The 21239-nt window shown below is 38.6% G+C and carries 19 protein-coding genes; 5 read left to right on the forward strand and 14 right to left on the reverse strand.

The features are described 5' to 3' along the window. Window positions 1-293: 293 nt before the first annotated feature. Entirely contained in the window at window positions 294-1511 is a 1218-nt protein-coding gene (gene chrA, locus OC25_RS24905; protein WP_039482571.1) for a chromate efflux transporter, read from the reverse strand. Window positions 1512-1546: 35 nt separating this feature from the next. Beyond that, window positions 1547-1882 carry a tetratricopeptide repeat protein gene (locus OC25_RS24910; RefSeq protein WP_039482573.1) on the reverse strand — a complete coding sequence of 112 codons (336 nt, stop codon included), beginning with the start codon at window positions 1880-1882 and terminating at the stop codon, window positions 1547-1549. 62 nt (window positions 1883-1944) lie between these two features. On the opposite strand from OC25_RS24910, the gene OC25_RS24915 reads away from it, so the two are divergent. The 5 genes from OC25_RS24915 to OC25_RS24935 all read left to right on the forward strand — a co-directional run bounded on the left by OC25_RS24915 (window position 1945) and on the right by OC25_RS24935 (window position 7125). Continuing rightward, window positions 1945-2682 carry an electron transfer flavoprotein subunit beta/FixA family protein gene (locus OC25_RS24915; RefSeq protein WP_039482575.1) on the forward strand — a complete coding sequence of 246 codons (738 nt, stop codon included), beginning with the start codon at window positions 1945-1947 and terminating at the stop codon, window positions 2680-2682. Window positions 2683-2781: 99 nt separating this feature from the next. Continuing rightward, window positions 2782-3750 carry an electron transfer flavoprotein subunit alpha/FixB family protein gene (locus OC25_RS24920; RefSeq protein WP_039482578.1) on the forward strand — a complete coding sequence of 323 codons (969 nt, stop codon included), beginning with the start codon at window positions 2782-2784 and terminating at the stop codon, window positions 3748-3750. Between the two features lie 56 nt (window positions 3751-3806). Next, window positions 3807-4421: a bifunctional nuclease family protein gene (locus OC25_RS24925; RefSeq protein ID WP_039482582.1), complete on the forward strand. Its 615-nt coding sequence runs from the start codon at window positions 3807-3809 to the stop codon at window positions 4419-4421. A 172-nt stretch (window positions 4422-4593) separates the two neighbouring features. After that, window positions 4594-5973: a nucleoside permease gene (locus tag OC25_RS24930; RefSeq protein ID WP_039482586.1), complete on the forward strand. Its 1380-nt coding sequence runs from the start codon at window positions 4594-4596 to the stop codon at window positions 5971-5973. 21 nt (window positions 5974-5994) lie between these two features. Next, window positions 5995-7125 carry a DUF3667 domain-containing protein gene (locus tag OC25_RS24935; protein ID WP_039482589.1) on the forward strand — a complete coding sequence of 377 codons (1131 nt, stop codon included), beginning with the start codon at window positions 5995-5997 and terminating at the stop codon, window positions 7123-7125. A 166-nt stretch (window positions 7126-7291) separates the two neighbouring features. On the opposite strand, the gene OC25_RS24940 is transcribed toward OC25_RS24935, so the two are convergent. The 12 genes from OC25_RS24940 to OC25_RS24995 all read right to left on the reverse strand — a co-directional run bounded on the left by OC25_RS24940 (window position 7292) and on the right by OC25_RS24995 (window position 21123). Next, entirely contained in the window at window positions 7292-8581 is a 1290-nt protein-coding gene (locus OC25_RS24940) for a citrate synthase (RefSeq protein WP_039482592.1), read from the reverse strand. 132 nt (window positions 8582-8713) lie between these two features. After that, entirely contained in the window at window positions 8714-9244 is a 531-nt protein-coding gene (locus tag OC25_RS24945) for a DUF3347 domain-containing protein (protein ID WP_039482595.1), read from the reverse strand. 97 nt (window positions 9245-9341) lie between these two features. Beyond that, window positions 9342-9887 carry a porin family protein gene (locus tag OC25_RS24950; protein WP_039482598.1) on the reverse strand — a complete coding sequence of 182 codons (546 nt, stop codon included), beginning with the start codon at window positions 9885-9887 and terminating at the stop codon, window positions 9342-9344. 150 nt (window positions 9888-10037) lie between these two features. After that, window positions 10038-10541 carry a hypothetical protein gene (locus OC25_RS24955; protein WP_039482601.1) on the reverse strand — a complete coding sequence of 168 codons (504 nt, stop codon included), beginning with the start codon at window positions 10539-10541 and terminating at the stop codon, window positions 10038-10040. A gap of 119 nt (window positions 10542-10660) precedes the next feature. After that, window positions 10661-11590 (reverse strand): tRNA (adenosine(37)-N6)-dimethylallyltransferase MiaA, encoded by a 930-nt coding sequence (miaA, locus tag OC25_RS24960; protein WP_052266440.1) that lies wholly within the window; start codon window positions 11588-11590, stop codon window positions 10661-10663. Further along, the gene (locus OC25_RS24965) at window positions 11590-12372 is read right to left on the reverse strand and encodes a hypothetical protein (RefSeq protein WP_052266441.1); all 783 of its coding nucleotides are present in this window, start codon (window positions 12370-12372) and stop codon (window positions 11590-11592) included. The genes miaA and OC25_RS24965 overlap by 1 nt, the downstream gene beginning before the upstream one ends. A gap of 53 nt (window positions 12373-12425) precedes the next feature. Next, window positions 12426-12788: a hypothetical protein gene (locus OC25_RS24970; protein ID WP_039482605.1), complete on the reverse strand. Its 363-nt coding sequence runs from the start codon at window positions 12786-12788 to the stop codon at window positions 12426-12428. A gap of 51 nt (window positions 12789-12839) precedes the next feature. After that, window positions 12840-13934: an MBL fold metallo-hydrolase gene (locus OC25_RS24975; protein ID WP_039482608.1), complete on the reverse strand. Its 1095-nt coding sequence runs from the start codon at window positions 13932-13934 to the stop codon at window positions 12840-12842. 147 nt (window positions 13935-14081) lie between these two features. Further along, window positions 14082-15638 carry a SusD/RagB family nutrient-binding outer membrane lipoprotein gene (locus tag OC25_RS24980; protein ID WP_039482611.1) on the reverse strand — a complete coding sequence of 519 codons (1557 nt, stop codon included), beginning with the start codon at window positions 15636-15638 and terminating at the stop codon, window positions 14082-14084. 26 nt (window positions 15639-15664) lie between these two features. Next, a complete protein-coding gene (locus tag OC25_RS24985) occupies window positions 15665-19033 on the reverse strand; it encodes a SusC/RagA family TonB-linked outer membrane protein (RefSeq protein ID WP_082018714.1) in 3369 nt (1122 codons plus the stop codon). A 202-nt stretch (window positions 19034-19235) separates the two neighbouring features. Next, window positions 19236-20390: a FecR family protein gene (locus OC25_RS24990; protein WP_039482614.1), complete on the reverse strand. Its 1155-nt coding sequence runs from the start codon at window positions 20388-20390 to the stop codon at window positions 19236-19238. A gap of 145 nt (window positions 20391-20535) precedes the next feature. After that, on the reverse strand, window positions 20536-21123 hold the full coding sequence (locus tag OC25_RS24995) for an RNA polymerase sigma factor (RefSeq protein WP_052266442.1): 588 nt from the start codon (window positions 21121-21123) through the stop codon (window positions 20536-20538). Window positions 21124-21239 lie beyond the last annotated feature (116 nt).

A 21239-nucleotide genomic window follows, 5' to 3' on the forward strand; every position in this document is an offset into this window, starting at 1 on the left:
GAACATATATCATTTGAAAAATAACCTATAATTATTACCTCTGAGACCATAATTATAACCTCAAAGACTATATCATTTACTTAAAAGACTATAATTATCACCTCTGAAACCATAATTATAACCTCGAAGCGTATATCATTTATTCAAAAGACTATAATTATCACCTCTGAGACCATAATTATAACCTCAAAGACTATATCATTTACTTAAAAGACTATAATTATCACCTCTGAAACCATAATTATAACCTCGAAGCGTATATCATTTGAGGCTATTATTAACCTGAAGAACTACTAAAACAAATAGGCCAATAGTATACCAGCCAATACGATAATGGGCGGACTAACCTTTGTAAAATTTAGCAATAAAAACGTAATCAGCATAATCCCTAAAAACAACCAGTTAAACCCCATAGGGATCAGCAGGAGTATAAATGCAGCAATAATAAAACCCACGCTAACCGCATTAATACCAGAAAGGCTGTGTTTAATCCTCGATATTTTTTTTAGGTCATCCCAAAAAGGTACGATAAACAATACCAATATCAATCCCGGCAGGTTAATACCAATTACCCCAATTAAGCCGCCTAAAATCTGCCCCCAAAGGCCATAACCAAAATTCTTCATGCTTAACGCACCAAGGTAGCTGGTAAAAGAGAAAGTTGGTCCGGGCAGTGCCTGTTGCAGTGCAAAGCCTGATAAAAATCCCGTTGCATGCAGATAGTGTTTCATTTCAACAAACTCGGTAAACATCAGGGGCACCAAAACCTGTCCGCCACCAAAAACCAGTATGCCGTTACGGTAAAAATTCTCTAATAAACGGATGGGTAAACTGAATGGCGATGTACGGTTAATGATCGCACCAACCAGGGCAAACAACAATAAGGCACCTAAAAAATAGATCAATTTTTTAGGGTTAACATTCGAAAATAATTTAACCCTCAACTCTGTTTCCTCTTTTGGGGTTTCTATGGCCGATGAGATCATCCCGCCAATTAAAATGGATAACGGAAAAACATAGGCATTTCGTAGTACAAGCGTAGCTATAACCGAAGCAATGGCCAAAAATATCGATACCTGCGAAGAAAGTACCTTTTTACCCAGTTGCCAGGCACCATAAGCCACAATACCGAGGGCAATGGGTTGTATATACTCTAAAATGGAATTAAATTTCTGTTTCTGATCGAGCATAGCATAGCTGATTGCCGCAAAGGTCATCACGCTGGCAGTTGGTAAAATCCAGATCAAAAAGGTTATGATAGCCAGTTTCAGTTTCCCTACTTTCCAGGCTATCCCTACCAGTGTTTGCGTAGAGGCCGGCCCGGGTAATACCTGCGCCAGTGCATTTAACTCTAAAAGCTCCTCTTCCGAGATAAATTTAGTGCTCTGTACAAAATACTTAAGCAATAAAGCCAGGTGCGCCTGTGCCCCACCAAAAGAGGTGAATGTAAAAAAAATAACATTCCGGATAAACAGCCACTGTTTTTTAGCAGCAATAGGTTTCGGTTGCATGAATTAAAACTGATAACTGTTAACTAAAAACTGACCTAGTCATCTTCGTAATCCAATCCGGCTGCAGAGTTGTAAGCTCCTTGCAATTCGGAGAAAGCATGCATATCGCGCTTATTGCGTGCCACTTGCATTCCCTTTTGATAAATTTCGATTGCTTTTTCTTTCTGGTTGTCTTTTTCCAATAACTTGCCCAGATGGTAATAGGTACCTACATAATCGGGATGCTGATCAGTTAACCGAAGGTAAAAAGAATAGGCTTTTTCTTTATCATTTTGTGCGTTATACTCTGTGGCTAAGGCATATAGTATAAACGGATCGTTCGGATCGCTTTCTAAAAAATCTAATAACTTACTTAAACGGGTAGTTGACATTTTATTTCCTTGCTTTTTTAATTAAATTTGCAGAAAGACCTTATATAATAAACATATAACATATGAAAATATTAGTTTGTATCAGTAATGTGCCAGACACAACGACAAAAATAACTTTTACCAACGATAATACCGAATTCAATACTGCAGGTGTACAATATATTGTTAATCCTTACGATGAAATTGCTTTAGCAAGGGCGATTGAGCTAACTGAAGGTGGTAAAGGAACGGTAACCGTTATCAATGTTGGCGAAGCAGCCAACGATCCAACCATCAGAAAAGCACTTGCTATTGGTGCTGATGATGCAGTTAGGGTAAATGCAGCTCCAAGAGATGCTTATTTTGTGGCCAAGCAAATTGCAGAATACGCTAAAGACAAAGATTTCAATGTTATTTTAACCGGTCGCGAATCTATTGATTACAATGGAAACCAGGTTGCTGCCATGGTTGGCGAATTTCTGGATATCCCTTCTGTATCCATCATCAAAAAATTAGATATTGATGGCGATACTGCAACTATCGAAAGAGAAATTGAAGGTGGTAAAGAAGTATTAACCGTTTCGGGTAAGTTTGTAGCCAGCTGCGCAGAAGGTGTGGCAGAGCCAAAAATCCCGAACATGCGCGGTATCATGAGTGCCAGAACCAAACCTTTGGCAGTTGTAGAAGCGGTTGCTATTGATGAAGTAACCAAGGTAACCAAATATGAAACCCCTGCCCCTCGCGGAACGGTTAAATTAATTCCTGCCGATCAGACAGAGCAGTTAATCAACCTGTTACATAGCGAAGCTAAGGTAATCTAATCAGCTGGCAATTAGCAATTTTAAGTTGCTAAGCCTAGCAGAAATAAATCAATAATCATAAATTAAAATACGCCCGCTAAGGGAATTAAGGATAAATATATGTCAGTATTAGTATATGTAGAACAGGCTGAAGGCAAATTTAAGAAATCTGTATTCGAAGCCGTTTCTTATGCCAAAGCCATTGCCGATCAACAAGCTACCAGCTTAACCGCTATTTCAATTGGCGATGTTGCCGAAAGCGAATTAAAAGAACTGGGTAAATATGGTGCAGCTAAAGTTTTAAATGTAAGTGCCGATCAGTTAAAATCTTTTGTTAACCAGGCTTATGCAAGCGTTATCGCTGCTGCAGCCGAAAAAGAAGGCGCTGCTATTGTAGTGTTATCTAACTCCTTCTCAGGTAAAGGTTTGGCGCCACGTATTGCAGTAAAACTTAAAGCCGGATTAGCTGATGGTGCTGTTGAACTGCCAAGTACCGATGGTAAATTTGCCGTTAAGAAAACAGCTTTCTCGGGTAAAGCTTTTGCCATCACCGAGTTAACATCAGCCAACAAAGTAATTGCTTTAAATCCAAATGCTTTTGGCGTTAAAGAAAATGCTACTGATGCCGTTATCGAAAACTTTAGCGCTGATATTAAACAATCAGACCTGGGTACTGTTATTAAAGATATTGTTAGGGCTACCGATAAAGTTTCATTGCCAGATGCTGAACTGGTAGTATCGGCCGGAAGAGGTTTAAAAGGTCCTGAAAACTGGGGAATGATTGAAGAGCTTGCCGGCTTATTAGGTGCAGCAACAGCTTGCTCAAAACCGGTTTCTGATGCAGATTGGAGACCACACTCAGAGCACGTGGGTCAAACTGGTATTGCCATCAGCCCCAATTTATATATTGCCATTGGTATTTCCGGCGCTATCCAGCATTTGGCAGGCGTAAGTTCATCAAAAGTAATCGTAGTAATTAACAAAGATCCGGAAGCGCCTTTCTTCAAAGTGGCCGATTACGGTATTGTTGGTGATGCTTTTGAAGTGGTACCTAAATTAATTGAGGCATTAAAAGCACATAAGGGATAATATAAACCTTCAAACCTCGCAGGTTTTAAAAACCTGCGAGGTTTTGAAAAACAAATATGAAAAAAGTTAAATTAGATATTGTAGGTTTATCTTACAGCCAGACGCAATCTGGTGCTTATGCCCTTGTTTTAGGAGAAGTAAATGGACGCAGGCGCCTTCCCATTATTATTGGTGCCTTCGAAGCCCAGGCTATTGCCATAGAAATTGAAAAAATGACTCCAAGCAGGCCATTAACCCATGATCTGTTTAAATCGATGGCTGATACTTTTCATATCAACATCCAGGAAATCATTATCTATAATCTGGTTGATGGTGTTTTTTATGCCAAACTGATTTGTAGCGACGGGAAAAATACCCACGAGGTTGATGCCCGTACTTCAGACGCCATTGCATTAGCCGTGAGGTTTAATGCGATGATTTATACCTACGAATTTATTCTGGCTTCTGCAGGCATTGTAATCGAAGGAAATGATTTTCTATTCCTCGAGAATATGGATTCGATTGCTAAAGAACCAGAAGCCGATACCTTGCCAACTTCGGGCCAGCAACAAGGCTTTGGCGATCTTACCGTAGAAGAGTTACAGCAAAAATTACAGGAAGCTATAGCCGAAGAAGCTTATGAAAAAGCTGCCCGCTTAAGAGATGAGTTAAATAAACGCGGAACTTCATAGTTTCTGCATTCAGTTATTATCCATAGCCTGATCTTTCAGATTTTTTTCTACAAAATCTCTGCTATAAAAAAGCTAAAGTCCAAAATGAGCCAAATTGTGTAAAATAATTAGGCTCATTTTGGATTATGTTTTAAAATAGTTCTATATTCAGCTTTTAAACTAAACTATTATTATGAACGTTAAGTTTCGCTTAACTATAATGAGTTTCATGCAATTCTTTGTATGGGCTGCCTGGTTAATTACAATTGCAAATTATTGGTTCGGAACCAAACAATGGGATGGTGCAGATTTTGGGATCATTTTCTCTACCATGGGTATTGCCTCGCTGTTTATGCCTACCCTTACCGGTATTTTAGCCGATAAATGGATCAATGCAGAAAAGCTCTATGCCATTTTGCACATCCTATATGCCGCAACTATGTTTTATTTGCCTCAGGTAAATAATCCGCACACCTTTTTCTGGGTAATACTGGTAGCCATGTGTTTTTATATGCCAACCATAGCACTAAGTAACTCGATCAGCTATACCACCTTAAAGAACGGCAATTTCGATGTGGTAAAAGATTTCCCACCTATCCGCGTTTGGGGTACAATTGGTTTTATTGCAGCCATGTGGATTACCAATTTAACCGGTAACAAAGCCAGTGCCAACCAGTTCTATATTGCCGGAATAAGCGCCTTACTTTTAGGTATATACGCCTTTACCTTGCCAGCTTGTAAGCCTCTAAACTTAATCAGCGATAAGAAAACATTTGCACAAAAACTTGGGCTCGAATCTTTTAAGCTTTTTGCTGATTATAAAATGGCCTTGTTTTTTATCTTTTCGATGTTCTTAGGGGCGGCTTTACAGTTAACCAACGCTTATGGTGATGTTTTTTTAGATGAATTTAAATTATTCCCTGTTTTTGCAGAATCGTTTGTAATTAAATATTCTACCATCATTTTATCCATTTCTCAGGTATCAGAAACACTTTTTATCCTGGCTATTCCTTTCTTTTTAAAGCGGTTTGGAATTAAATGGGTAATTGCCATTGCGATGTTTGCCTGGGTATTGCGTTTTGGTTTATTTGCCTACGGTGATCCGTCAACCAACCTCTGGATGATTATCACTTCCTGTATTGTTTACGGCATGGCTTTCGATTTCTTTAACATATCAGGTTCGCTATTTGTAGAAACCTCAACCACCCCAAAAATCCGTTCTTCTGCGCAAGGATTATTTATGATGATGACCAATGGTTTTGGCGCCGTGTTTGGCAGTTTGGTTTCGGGCTGGATGATTAGTCGCTTCTTTACCACTTATTATCACAATATTGGTTCACTATCCAAATACGTAAAAAGCGAAGCAGACAATGTACACCTGCTTAAATTTCTTAAAAATAAAGGTATTGATGTATTACCTAACGGAGATCTGAGCAGAGCCCTGGATGTAAAAGACTGGCACAACATCTGGTTAACTTTTACCATTTACGTACTGGTTATTGCTGTTGTTTTTGTTGTAATATTTAAGCATAAACATACCCGCGCCGAAGTAGAAGCCATTAATCACCTATAATATAATTCCGAATAACCTCTTATGTCAGCTGGTAAGTACAGAAAAGAACACGATTGTTTAAACTGTGGTTCGCATGTAGAATCACATTATTGCAGTAAATGCGGTCAGCCTAATTTAGAGTTGAAAGAAAGTTTCTGGGCTTTTATTAGTCATAGTATTGCCCATTATTTTCATTTCGACAATAAGTTTTTTCAAACGCTAGCCCCACTCCTAACCAAGCCCGGTAAAGTTACACTCGATTATCTGGCCGGTAAAAGAGCAAGATATATCAATCCGGTAAGTATGTACATCTTCGTGTCGATTGTGTACTTCTTAGTGGTTTATTCGCCCAAACATGTAGCAAAGGAGAAGCATGAAGATGATGGTATTACAGTTGAAAAGCAAAACAGCAAGCATGTAACAGACAGTGTAAGTAAAGCACTTAAGCTGGCCGGAATGCCAACCGATAATGAAATTGTCAAAAAGACTGTGCATTCTTTAGATAAGGCCATAAAAACAAAAGAGTTTAAAAAACTGAGTTTCAAAGACCAGGGAGTTGAACTTAACCGGATGAAAGCCGAAAATGTTACACTAAAATCAGATTCGCTTGAAGAGGTTATCGATAATTACAGCGATATCTATATCGAAAGGAACGATAGTACTTATGCGGCTTATCTGGCTCGCCAGCAAAAATTACCTTCGGACCAACAGGACAGCTGGTACGAAAAGTTAATCAAAAAGAGAGCGATTACTATTGGTGAAAAATCAGAAGTTATCCATGAAACTTTAGAGCACAACAGGCCAAAACAATACTTTTTACTGATGCCCCTGCTGGCACTTTTTATCATGTGGAATTTCAGGAAAAATCATATATACTATCTTAACCACCTGATTTTTACCATTCATGGTATGACAGCCTATTTTATTGTACAGATTTTTACTGCTCCAATCATTAAGCACGTACTCGGAGGCAGTGGTTTCTTTACCAAAACTATCGAACTGGCTGTATTGGTTTGGATATGCTGGTACATGTTTAGCGCTTTAAAAGTATTCTATCAGCGTAAAACCGGTAGTATTATCTTCAAAATGTTCTGGATATTCGTACTGTATTGGATTGCGTTTAATGTATCAGAATATATTATGGTTAATTTGATTTATTACGTGGCTACATAATATTTCTCGTCATACTGAAACTTCTGTTCAATCGGTTAGATAGGTATTTCAGCCTATTTTTTGCCAAGCCAGAGACCCTGAATTAAATTCAGGGTGACGATTTTAAAAAGATTACCCCACAAAAAAACCACCCGGATTTCGAGTGGTTTTTTTATGCATTTTAAAATTATTTTCTGTCTTTAATCTCAACAAATTCCCTGTCGGTTTCGCCAACGTAAATCTGACGTGGACGGCCGATTGGCTCTTTGTTTTCGTGCATTTCTTTCCATTGTGCAATCCATCCCGGTAAACGTCCTAAAGCGAATAGAACAGTAAACATTTCTGAAGGGAAACCTAATGCGCGGTAAATAATACCCGAATAGAAATCTACGTTTGGATATAATTTTCTGTCGATGAAATACTGATCAGTTAAGGCAGCTTCTTCCAGTTTTTTAGCAATTTCTAAAATCGGATCATCAATACCTAAATTCTCTAAAATATCATCGCAAGCTTTTTTAATGATTTTCGCTCTTGGATCAAAGTTTTTGTATACCCTGTGCCCAAAGCCCATCATACGGAAAGGATCATTTTTATCTTTGGCTTTTGCAATCCATTTTTCAGTATCACCACCATCAGCTTTAATCAATTCAAGCATATCGATAACAGCTTGGTTTGCACCTCCATGTAATGGCCCCCAAAGTGCAGCAATACCTGCAGAAACCGATGCATATAAATTACAATCAGACGAACCAACAATACGTACGGTAGATGCCGAACAGTTTTGCTCGTGATCTGCATGCAGGATCAACAATTTGTTCATGGCGTTAACCACAATTGGATTTACTTCGTAATCTTCGGTACGCTGGCCAAATGTCATCCAAAGGAAATTGGTAACATAATCGTATTTATTTTTTGGATAAATAAGCGGATGGCCTAAAGATTTTTTATAGATAAACGAAACTATGGTAGGCAGCTTAGCCAATAACTTAATAATGGTTAAGTTTTGTTCCTCAGCAGTTTGGTTTGGCTTTAAACATTCAGGATAAAATGTAGATAAAGAGAAGATTAACGATCCTAACTGACCCATTGGATGAGATCTTGACGGATAACCATCAAAGAATTTCTTCATATCCTCGTGAATCAGCGTGTGTTTGCTGATTTCTTTCTGAAAATCGTCTAATTGCGTTTGTGTAGGAAGATCGCCATAAATAACGAGGTAGGCTACTTCTAAAAAACTCGATTTTTCAGCAAGTTGTTCGATACCATAACCCCTGTATTTTAGAATGCCTTTTTCACCATCTAAAAAAGTGATTTTGCTTTTTGTAGAACCTGTATTTTTAAAACCAGTATCTAAAGTTACCAAACCTGTAAGATCTCTTAATTTTGAAATATCAATGGCCTTTTCGTCTTCTGTTCCTGTAATTACTGGCAATTCTATTGTCTTACCATCAACTTTGATCTCTGCAATATCTGACATATTATTGTATTGTGTTTATAGCTTTCTAAATTATATAAAATTAATATACATGCATAACAAATCTGTTAAATTAATATGAATAATTAGTCAGGAAGACGTAACAATCATGCTTAATAAAACAAATCGTGCCTGTTATTTTGATTTGATTTCTTCTACTACCCTTCCGCACTCCAGCATCTCATTTCCATAATAAGGATTTTTAACTTCCTTTTCTGTTGATAACCAGTCGCCACCATCACCTTTATTGGCCATTGGGCAATGTTGTACATAAATAGTACCTTTTGCTATTTCAGCATTTTTAACCAAAGCAATTAAATCGGCGCTTAAAACGGTAAAATCTTTTCTTTGGGTTACCAGATTATTGGTACCTGCAATTTTACCGGCAACCTCTGCGGTAAGCTCGCATCCTTCGTAGGCCTCCAAACTATTTTTCAAAGCTTCGGCCGTTTTTTGTGCAACCGCAGCATCAGATTTAACCAATGCATTTTTCAGATCGACATATTGAGCAAAAATTACCGATTTTTTTTCGTCTTTTATCGTTACAGCATTTTTAACGCTTACTGAATCTGTTTTTATGGAATCTTTATTTTCAGTTGTCTTTTTTTCTGATTGATTGCAGGCCATTAGTGCGGCTATGATGGCTATTCCGAATATTTTTTTCATTGTATTTGGTTTTCGGCTCAAAATAGCAATTAATATATTAAATCAATAAAAAAAGCCCTGCAAATTGCAGGGCTTTCTCAAATAAATGATATTTTAATTATAATTTAAAATTATAGCCAATCCGGAGGTTATATTGACCGGTTTTCATAAAATACAGATCGGAAGCACTATTGTTTACATATCCTTCGTAACGGGCGCCAATTTCTAATCCGTTGTTCCACTCATAACCTACGCCACCGGTATAGATAAAGTTCATTTGTGCACTTTCTTTAACCGCCAGACCGGTACCCAGGCCTCCGCTTAAATACATCCTGTCGATTACATAGGTTTTAACACCGCCCATTAGCGGGATAAACTGAAAATTTAAAGGACTGCCTTTCCATCTTAAACGGGTGTAGCCAGCCGAAGCAGTAAGGGCAACGTCTTTACTTAAATCATATTGCAGTTTTACATCTGCTCCGTAGCCATAATCCATTTCTGAGCGATCTGGGAAAAATCCGGCATTAACACCTACGCCTATTTTAAAGGCCATGCCATTGGTGCTACTCATTGTCTGTCCCATTTCCTGTGCCTTTAAACTGCTGGTGCTTAATATCGCAAGTGCAGTTAAGGTAGTCGCAAAAAGTTTGGTAATTGTTTTCATTGGTATCGTATTTAAGTTATCAATTAAAGGTTTAAATGATATACGGCAAAATACGATGAGCAGATTTTATATTTTCATTTTTTTCAGAATGTTATGAAATAAAAAAGCCCCCTTTAAGGAAGGAGGCTTTCATTATTATTTGTGAAATGATTACAGACTAAATCCGTAAGCTAATCTAATTCCGGCAAAACCAATACTTCCGTTATTTGAATAACCTTCATATTTGGCTGCTAAATCTAAACCATTACTCCAGGCATAACCAATAGCCGGAGAGTATACAAATGCAGTTCCAGAGCCTTTATTAGTACCAAAACCGGCACCAAGTTCTGCTAAACCATAAGCTCCTGCACCAGAATCGTTAAAGAAATACTTTGCACCTGCTTTAACCGGGATTATACCAAAGCTTCCACCTCCGTACGAGTCTTTAATAGAAAAATTGTTGTAACCTGCTGTCACCGGAATAGATAATTGTTTATCTACGTTAAATTGATATCTGATATCACCACCTATCACTAAACCATATCCAGTTGTCGTTCCCGCTCCTACATTTAATCCAATTCCTAAATTCCGACTCGATTGCGCATTAACATTTGTAGTAAAGAATAAGGCTACAACAGCTGCTGATGTAGCAATAATTTTTGTAATTGTTTTCATGTTTAAGATATTGTTTTTTGAGTTAAACTAATATGCATCTACAAACACAAAGGTTGTGCCAAAAGGGCTTTTTAAGCACTTTTAATAAGATAAAGGAAGCTAAAATGGAGTATTTTGAATTAATTAAACGATGCTGAAACTTTTTGTAATACCAGCTGTTTTAATTGGTTGACAGAAAGTGAAGCATCAAGCCAAATGATGTTTACACTGTCCTTTTCCATCTTCCTGAAAAATGTATTTTGCCTTTTGGCATACTGGCAAATGGCAATACCTAACCTAAGCTTTAATTCTGCTAACGTAAGCTGCCCATCCAGGTAATTTACAATAAATTTATATTCCAGTCCGTAGAAAATGAGCATTTCTTTGTCGATGCCCGATTGGAGCAATTGCTGCACTTCTTCTATTAAACCTGCATTAAAACGCGCTTCCAATCGTTCAAGTATTTTTGCCCTGGTCACTTCAACTTCGTTCTTTAAACCAAAAATAAGTGGCTTCAGTACGGGCCGATTAATTGTTTCCAGTTCATTTTCTTTTAAATAGGCGGCAATTTCTAAAGCTCTGATTAAACGTTTTTTCGAAGACAAATTTACGTGTTGTGTATTTTGGTCTGTATCGCTTTGTAATTGCAAAACCAATTCTTCTTTAGTAAGCAGATCTAACTCATCTCTTAGCACCTGGTTAACCGGAATAGCCGTAAAAGCCTGGTTCTGCAGCAGACTGTGCATATACATGCCTGTACCACCACAAAGTACAGGCAACTTACCATGCTTGCTGATTTCATCAAAAGCCTGGTAAAAATCATTTTTAAAAGCATCTACATGATAACGTTCGCCTGGCTCTAAAATGTCAATCAGGTGGTAAGGAATGGTTGTTTCTTCGATAGTATACTCCTGTAAATCTTTACCCGTGCCAATATCCATCCTTTTAAAAACCTGGCGGCTATCTGCACTAATGATTTCGCCATTTAATGCATGCGCCACCTGAACAGCCAATTTGGTTTTGCCCGATGCTGTTGCACCCAAAATAATGATGAGGTTGTGCTGATCCATTAAAATTTGAGGATAAATTTTAAACTTCCGGTATTAAATATTTGTGCCGTTACAGTTTCTGCATCTTTTATTAATAGGCGCTGAAGCTGCTCATTTAACTGATAATATTGAGGGGCGATGATGGCAGTCTGTAAAAAGTTAAGCCTCAAATAGGCCTCTCCAGCCGACCAATCGCGATCTGCATAAGTCATTAAATCGTTAGGCTGATGTAATTCGGCAAAATACGAAATGAGTTTGCTTAAACCACCGGTAATGGAATATCCCGCTTTTACCGCAAACCGGATCAGCTCTGCTGACTTGTAATTTTCGGTGTGGTTCATTTTACGAAGGGCAGAAAAAGTAGCTACAGCAAGCAGTTCGTCCTTTTCGAACAAACCAACCTTGTAACGGCTACTCACCGTACCTTGTAAATGATTTTCGTTTAAAAAAGTATCGGCAATGGGTTTAGCGATTTTATGAACTTTTGTTTTGCGGCCATGAATGCGTTTATTCTTCCCGAGCAATGAGGTAAGCCTCGCCAATACCTGATTGGACTTTGAGTGCCAAATGTCTTCCCAAAGGTGAATGAGTTTAATGTGCTTTGTTGCATACTTTTCCTGCAGCTCAATTAAATCCTGAGGGTTGAATGGATTATTTAAACTTACCAGATTAATACTTAGCTGATCAGTTAACTTTAACAGTTGAAACGGACCTTCGAAAAAGGGCTCGCCATTTACCTCACAAGCGGCAAGGGCCTTTATTAATTCATCATGCCAGTTGCTATCGGAAGTTAAAATACTCAATCACCAGAAATTTAGTTCAGAAAAAAATCAGGTGCAAATTTAGCATCAAATTGTTAAATCCACTCTTTTTCTTTGAAGTTAGTGTGTATAATTTCAATAAGGGTTTCGACTTCGCGGAGTTTTGTTTCGTCGAGACTGGTATTTTTCAATCCAGCTTTATTTTCGCCAAAATCCGTTAAATGTTGGTTCGTGGTAGAAAACTCATCAGTGTTAACTTTCAGCTCTACCTGATTACCGTTGATATAAACGCCGGCAAAAAAACGCTCAGTTATTTTTTCGCCATTAACTGTTATATTTTTTTCACTGTACAAGTCATAACCTGTTTCAGAATTTTCGTGAACGGTATAGCCGAGTGTAGCGTAAGGCTGCAGGCCAGCCCTTATGGTTTGAAAAATTTCTACAAGATCAGTTTTCATGGCGGTATTTATTTCTGAATTAAACACCGCGATCTAATTATTGTTTAGTTTTTATGCTTCGAGCCACCAGTTTTTTGTAGGCATGTACTCATTTAAAATTACCGTTTCGCCCAAAGCTGGGGTAACCAATGGTAAATTTTTAAGCGCAGCTGCTGCTACTACCCTTTTAACGGGCTCGTTCCAGGGGTGCATGGCCAGACTAAATTTCCCCCAGTGTACGGGCATTAAAACTTTAGCTTTTAAATCAATAGCAGCCTGAACGGTATCTTCTGGAAACATGTGTATGTAAGGCCAATAGGCATTATACTGCCCGCATTCTAATAAAGCCAGATCAAACGGCCCGTAAGTTTCGCCAATTTGCATGAAATGCGAATCGTAGCCCGAATCGCCACCTAAGAACAATTTACAGCTCACAGTTTTCAGTACGAAGGCCGACCATAGGGTTTGATTGCGTTTAAATTTCCTTCCGGTAAAATGCCTTGCCGGAACGGCGGTTAATTCGAGGCTATTAAATAATGTGATCGATTCATTCCAGGCCAATTCGGTAATTTTATCAGTGTTAATTCCCCATTTTTCTAAATGTTCACCCACACCAAGCGAAGTAACTATCGTTTTTACTCCCGGTGCAATGGTTAATATACTTTGGTAGTCTAAATGGTCGTAATGATCGTGGGTAATTACCAGGACATCAATATTTTTAAAATCAGCCGCTTTAACCACGTCTGTTCCTGGAAAAGCCTTACTGCCAATGAAAGAAAATGGCGATGGTGCTTTGCTAAAAACCGGATCAACTAAAATCCTTAACCCATCAACTTTAATCAGGTAAGATGAATGCCCAAACCAGATAATCTCCGGTGCACTGCTTTTGGCCTGACTATCTAAATCCGGTTGATTAAAAGGAAGTGGTCTGTCCGGTATTTTTCCCGGATGTTTCTCGAAAAAGAAAGCCTTTAATATGGTAAAAAAACTTACACCTTCAGGTTGCATGGGTGTAACAGAAAGATTTTGTAAGGCTCCGTTACTGTAATTGGACAATTGCTGTGTTTTGGCTAACCTTAATCCTCTTGGTAAACGGCCAAAAACAGGTAAATTGGTGATGACCAGAAATGCGGCAACAATAAAAAGTATTACGTATAGGGCTATCATGTTATTGATTAATTGGAGCAAAATATGAATATGCTTTTATAAAAATAACATGCTTTGGAGATATGACGTATGGATTACTTGTGCTTTAAAGCAAAAAAGTTCTCCGGTATTAACGCGGAGAACTTTTTCAAATGTTTAGAGAGCGAATTATTTTAAAAGCCACATGGCCTGGTTTACATCATCACTCCCGCCGTACTGGCTGGCAACCGCAGCCGAAAGGTTGGCCGAATTGTAACTCAGTTCGTTTGAAGGATATAACCACCTTAATGGAAAATTAGTAGATGGCGAATTTAAATTTGTAGTCGAATTCAGTTTAAATACCGGATAACCAGTTCTTCTGTTCTCGAACCAGGCCTGGTATTTGCTTCCTTGCAAAAAGCTGGCAACGTATTTTTGTGTAATTACCTGCGCTATTTGCTGCTCTATTGAGCCCGCTAAGGCAACGGTAGCTGGGAAAGCATCAATATAAGCCGCGTCCATTTTCATGTTGTGGTTATAATCAGCCAAATCAGGAGTGTACTGCGCGATAAACTTCATCGAGTTGGTAATGCCATTGGCATAATAGGTTTGTGCCGGTGTACCGGTTATCCAACCACGAATGGTAGCTTCGGCCAGGATAAACTGCAAATCCCAATAATTAAAAACACCAACTGGCTCGGCATTTACCAGATTTACGTAGCGGGCATTGATATCGGCATAATCTTTATTTACCCTTCTGGTTTGCAAACTAGAAAACGAATCGGAAGGCTCAACACCTGGATAAGCTGCAAAATCTGTTTGCGAAACCCCTGCGGTAATTTTAACCGGCGATGGTTTTGCATAGTAGAAAAGCCTTTTATCGTTAGTTGCCTTTAAAGGATCGAGCAGCACATTGGTAAGCATGGTGTAATTCGATTTAACGAATGAGTTACCTGATCCGGCAGGCACATCGCTCCACGGATAGTTCTGTCCGGCAGTTGCATTGTAAGCCAATGCAAAATTATCGTTGTAATCGCGCATTAAAGGACGATTGGCTACAATATCCTTAAAACGTTCAATCACTTTCAAATCAGCATCGCCTGTTTTTTTATAGAGATTGATTAATACATGCAACTCAAAACTGTTGGTTAACCTTCGCCATTTATCGGTGCTACCAGCAAAAATAGGATCGCCTTCAAAAGTAGCTCCCGAGGCGAATAAGGTATTTGCCTGATCGAGTTCGCTTAAAATACCCAAAAAAACTGCTTTTTGACTATCGTATTTAGGTTGTAATATGGCATCAGACTCACCTTTAACGGCATCAGTATACGGAATATCGCCAACCTGCATAGTAGTCATAAAAAACTGCCAGGCCCTGATAAAATGCCCCAGTGCCTGATAAGATTTCTTTAGTGCATCACTTGTGGCATAATTTTCCATTGGCGTAATATTGCGCAACAGGGTTATACGGCTAAAATCTGTCCGGCTAATTTTGTTGTATTGAAAGTTTTCCTGACCCTCGCCCCAGGTAAGGTATTTACCTAATAAGTAAGGCTGCATAAAAGACTTGGTACTGCTGATATCTCCACGGGTAATATTTAGTATCATACCAGTGGCCAGCATAGCAGAGTTTACCTGTGTAGTTGCATTTGGGTTGGTATTAATATCATCGAACTTGCTGCAACCATTAGTTAATAGTGCTAATGCAGGCAGCAATAAACTATATTTTAAAAATTTACTTTTCATAAAATCTTCTTTAAAAACAATAATTACTAGAAACCTACCTTAAGGTTAAAACCTACCATGCGCATTGATGGCGAGTTTAGGTTCTCGGTATCAACATCCGGATCTGAGTATTTGAAATTAGTCCACATGAACAGGTTCTGGCCGGTTAAAGAGAAAGCTGCGTTCTTTAAACCCAGTTTACCTGCGATTTTTGACGGCAAACGGTAGCCCAGTGAAACTTCCCGCAGCTTAACAAACGATTCGTTCTGCACTCTTGCATCGCCACCACGGTACCATTGTGCATAATCCTGATAGCCAATTGGCACATCATTTACTGCGTATTTACGGGTATCGCTGGTAATCTGACCATACTTATCGTAAGTAACAGTACCTGATACTACTTTAACACCCTGGCCTACGTAGTTATTCTGCCCAAGCACTACCTGGTTGTAACGGTATTCGTTATCTGTTTCCGGAGCAGTACCCGAATCGAACATTTTATCGTAAACGTAATTGTACATTAAGCCACCTATTCGGCCATCGATATTAATGCCGAGCGACCAGTTTTTGTACGTGAAATTATTGATAAAACCGAAACTGAAATCAGGTTCGCCATAACCTAATTTTTTAACATAATCGCTCCAAACGGGTAAGCCGCTCTCGTGAATTACATTGCCCTGCGGATCTTTAACCCAGTAGTTATCGGTATAAGTATCTAATCGCTCTCCTTTTTTAACCCATAAGTTATCGGCAGAATATACCGGATCGAGGTTTACATAGTAACGGTGCTGATTAGACCAGTTGATGGTAGAATACCATTCGAAATCTTTATTTCTGATCACAGAACCATCTACAGTAATTTCAAGACCTCTTCTTTCATAGGTTTCCTGGGTATTAACCAAAGTAGATGAGAAACCTGATGAAGCAGGAATGGAAGTACTTACTTGTTGGTTGTAATAATATTTGTTAAAATAAGCGACATCAAAATGCAGGCGCTTCTTAAACAAATAACCCGCAGCTCCAATTTCGTAAGTTCTTTGCGCACTTGGCAGTAAGCTGTTACCCAATAACGATGACGGATAACTAGCAGAATTTAAAGTATTCCATGCGGCTGTCGTTGTACCGAAGGTTCTGTTTGTAGCGTATACCCCTAAAGCTGTTTTAAATACCGCCCATGAACCACGGATTTTGAACATATCGATTACTTTAGGCAATTTCACCAACTCTGAAACTACGATACTCGAACCGATTGATGGATAAAAATAAGAACGAGATGCTTTTGGTTGAGCAGAGTTCCAGTCGTTTCTTCCTGTAAAATCAAGGAAAATGGCATCATTATAGCCAATAGAAGCCCTGCTGTACAAACTGTTGATTTGTCTGGTGCTATACCCTTGCGATACCGTTGGTGGCTCTACCGAACCGGCTAACGAATAAAAAGTTGGTGAAATTAATCCGTTTTTAGTTGTTCCGCTTAACGATTCGTCAATGAAATAGTAAACTGTTCCACCAGCCAAAGCATCGATGCTAAATTTATTCAGTTTCTTCTTATAGCTTAAAATTACATCATCATTGGTACTGAAACCTTTAGCATCCTGAATAGAATACATCCCTTTTGCATTCCATCCGCTACCATTTACAGCGCCTCCTCGGGTTGAAAAGATATTTGCTGTCGGGTTGCGAAAAGTAGTTTTATTGTTATAGTTATCATAACCTAAACGTATCAATAAATTAAAATCCTGGTTAATCTGGTAATTTGCCGTAACATTAGCATTTACCGTATTGGTTTGGATACCATTTAATTTTTCGTTGGCAATTAAATACGGGTTATCATACCAGTTGGTATACATCCAGTTTTGGGTTTTGTAAGGTACTTTCCAGTAATCCTGATAATCGCGAATATCATATTCAGTACCTGTCCACATAATTAACTGGTACAAATAACCCTGGTTGTTATAACCACCGCCCCAAATCTGATCGGCCCAGCGGCGACTTACGCCCATATGGCCTTCCAGCTTAAATTTATCGCTCAGCTTCATCTCTCCTGCCATGGTTAAATTTACCATGTTCAGGTTTTGGTTCGGAAACTGTCCTTTGTTATAAATATCGTTTAAGCCAATTCTGAAGCTACCTTTATCGCTGGTTTGTGCAATACTGATGTTGTTATTTAAAATAATACCGGTAGACATAAAGTTCTTCAGGTTGTCTTTTCCTTTCGACACCAGTGGCATATTATCTTCAAACTGCTTGGTAACAGGATTCCAGTCTCTTGCAGTTTTACCAATATCCAGTTTAGGCCCCCAAACATAATCGTTATCAATTACGCCGTTTTGCCCGCGGCCGTATGAGCTTTGCACTTCAGGTATGGCCAGAAATCCTAATGAAGCCATGGTATTGCTGTTCACATCGATTGAAAAACCTTTATCAGCTGCCCCTTTTTTAGTGGTGATTAACATTACACCACCAGCTGCCCTCGAACCATACAATGCCGATGCAGTAGGACCTTTAAGAATATCTACACTTTCGATATCATCGGTAGGTACATCCCTTAACGACATGTTGCCGTAAGGCACACCATCAATAACTAGCAAAGCACCTTCACCACGTAGCTCAATAGTTGGCCTGGCGTTAAATTCTGTTGAGTTTTTAATCACCAAACCAGAAACCCTGCCCGTTAATGAGGTAGCTACATCAACTCCTTTAACAGTTTGCAGTTCCTTACCGGCTACTTTTTGTACGGCATAACCCAGCGATTTTTCTGAACGTTTAATACCAAGGGCAGTAACTACCACGTCTGTTAATTCGGTTGTGGCGGCTTGCAAAGAAATACTATAATCGCGCTTGCTGTCGATGATAATTTCTTTGCTGTTGTAACCAATAAAAGAGACAATTAATGTTGTACCCACATTGGCATTAATGGAAAAATAACCATTGGCATCAGTTCTGGTTACAGCTTTCGTTTCTTTTACCATGATACTTGCCCCAACAATTGGCAAACCATTTTCATCCAAAACTTTACCACTAATGGTTTCGAAAAAGGGATTGGATATCAGCTCAGTTTTTTTCCTGAGTACAATTGTTTTATCGAATATTTTGTAGCTCAACAACTGATTTTTTAAACATAAACTCAGCACCTGTTCCAGTGGTGCATTTTTAACGTCAATACTTACATTGTGGGCATTTTGCAGTTCGAGGTTATCATAAAGAAAAACGTATTCGGTCTGTTTCTCTATCGATTTAAATATCACTTCCATCGAAACATTTTTTTGTTTCAATGTGATGTTCTGACTATAAACACTTGCGCTTACCTGGCACAGACATGCGAATAAAAATAGTGCGGTTAGCTTCATCACCAATATTAATTGTGTGGGCTTACGCCGGATTAATGCTCCGGGCGCAAAAAAATTACTAAAATTCATGATTGAATTTGGGTTTAAAACATAATTGCTTAGATAACTTATTGTGTCCCTGCTGCAGATTAGCTGGCGCAGGTTGTTAATCCTCTTTCGCAAATAAATTGGTACGAACAATTGAATTGCTTTTTAAAGGGAATTAAAATCGAATGTCTGGAGTATTATATCTTCATATGCTGCGCTTTATAGTTTGATTTGGTTTGGTTATTTATTTAGGGTTTATTGTAATCTGGTTGTATTCTACCTTGCAACGAATACCATTCCAAGCCAGCATTTCCACCAATTTTTCGATACTTACGTTTCTTTGTGCTTTTCCGGATAATTGTTTTGCCGGAATTTTGCCATTGTAAATGACTTCAGCATCGTACCAGCGTGATACCTGGCGCATTACAGACGGGAGATCAGATTTTTCGAACTGGAAATAACCATTCTTCCAGGCAATAACTTCAGAAAGATCTTCAATTTCATTTATTTTAATACCGTCAGATTTAGCATTCAAACTGGCCTGCTGACCGGGTTTTAGAAGCGCTTTTTTAGCGCCCCGTTTAATTTCTACGCTTCCCTCTAGCAAGGTCGTGCGCTCATATTCTTCATCAGCATAAGTATTTACGTTGAAATGTGTGCCCAGTACCCGGATATCAGATTGATCGGTATGCACAATAAAAGGTTTGGTTTTATTTTTAGCGACCTCGAAATATACCTCGCCTGTAACTTCTACTCTCCGTTCGTTACCCACAAAAGCAGTAGGAAATTTAACTGAAGAACTTGCATTTAACCACACTTCGGTACCATCAACCAGAATTAAATGATATTGCCCTCCCCTTGGTGTACTTACGGTATTAATGGCCGCAGCCTTTGCTGTTGCATTGCCCGTGAACCGATAAAGTAACTCGCCACTTTTGGTTTTAATTACCTGAACACCGGATTGGCTCGCCACCTGCCCGTCAGAAGTATTGTTAAGAATGATCTGAGAACCATCTGCCAGCAACAATACTGCATTATTTCCTCCAGGAACAATTGTTCTCTTATTTGTTTTAACGGTGGCCGTTTGAATACGCGAAGAATTGGTTTGGCTAAAATAGATATATGTGCCCCCGATTAATGCAATTAAAATAGCTGCTGCTTTAAAAAACAAGCCATAATTTAATCTGATGCGTTTAGCTTTAGGCCCTGGAATATTTTGTATGCCTGCAGTTACGCGACTTAAAATCTGCTGCTTAACTTTAGCATCTTCGAGAGAATTTTGCTCTAAATTTGCACCATCAATACGGTCGTACCACTCCTCTACCAGCTTTTTTTCTTCTGGCGTAGTGGTTTGGTTGTTATACTTTTCGATTAAATATTTGAGCTCGTTCGTATTCAAAATAGTGGCTTTTATAGATGTATACGGTTACCCGGTATAAAGTACCATGGCATTTTTACTTTTTTTTTAAAAAATTAATTACTAAATCTGTTAAAGGCTAGCAAAACCTTTATTTATAGCGCATTGTGATGATAAGAAAGGAAAATTATAAGTGTTTGGCTATAAACAGGGCCAATAGCGCCAGTGAAGAATCATAATCTTTAATGCGGCTACGCAAGCGCTGGTAAGCCATTTGGAGCTGGTTTTTCACCGTTTGTTCGGATAAAGAAAGGTCCTGGGCAATTTGTTTGATAGAAAGGTCGTCTTCGCGTTTAAGCAAGTAAATTTCTTTCATGCGCAAAGGCATCTTTTCTACTTCGGCATCAATAATGGTTTTCAGTTCTTTTTCGAGGATGGCATTTTGCGAATGTACATCGGATGGGGCAACGCTGGCCGTTACACTTACGGCATACTTTAAGCGTACGCTGTCTTTTTCATAAAGTTTCAGAATCTTGTTGCGGAGGATGGCAAACAAATAAGCCAGCACACTCCCCTCGGCATCCAGTAGTTCGATTTTATCCCACAAGCTTACAAATACATCCTGAACAAGATCTTGTGCCAAATCGGTACAGTGTACCTTTTTATAGGCCTGTTTGTAAAGCGCGCTCCAATAGGCATCGAACACCAGGTTAAATGCTTTGTTTTTGTCTAATTTGACCAGAAGAAAAAAGTTACTTTCTAATTCTTTGTACATAAACAATCGGGGATGACGATTAAGGTTTTTAAAGTGCGCCAAAGAAATAACATCATTATTAACCTAATGTTAAATTTATTAAATTATTTGGTACAGTGCTGTTAAATTAAAAATGT

It is taken from the genome of Pedobacter kyungheensis (assembly GCF_000812965.1).
Taxonomy (GTDB): Bacteria; Bacteroidota; Bacteroidia; order Sphingobacteriales; family Sphingobacteriaceae; genus Pedobacter; species Pedobacter kyungheensis.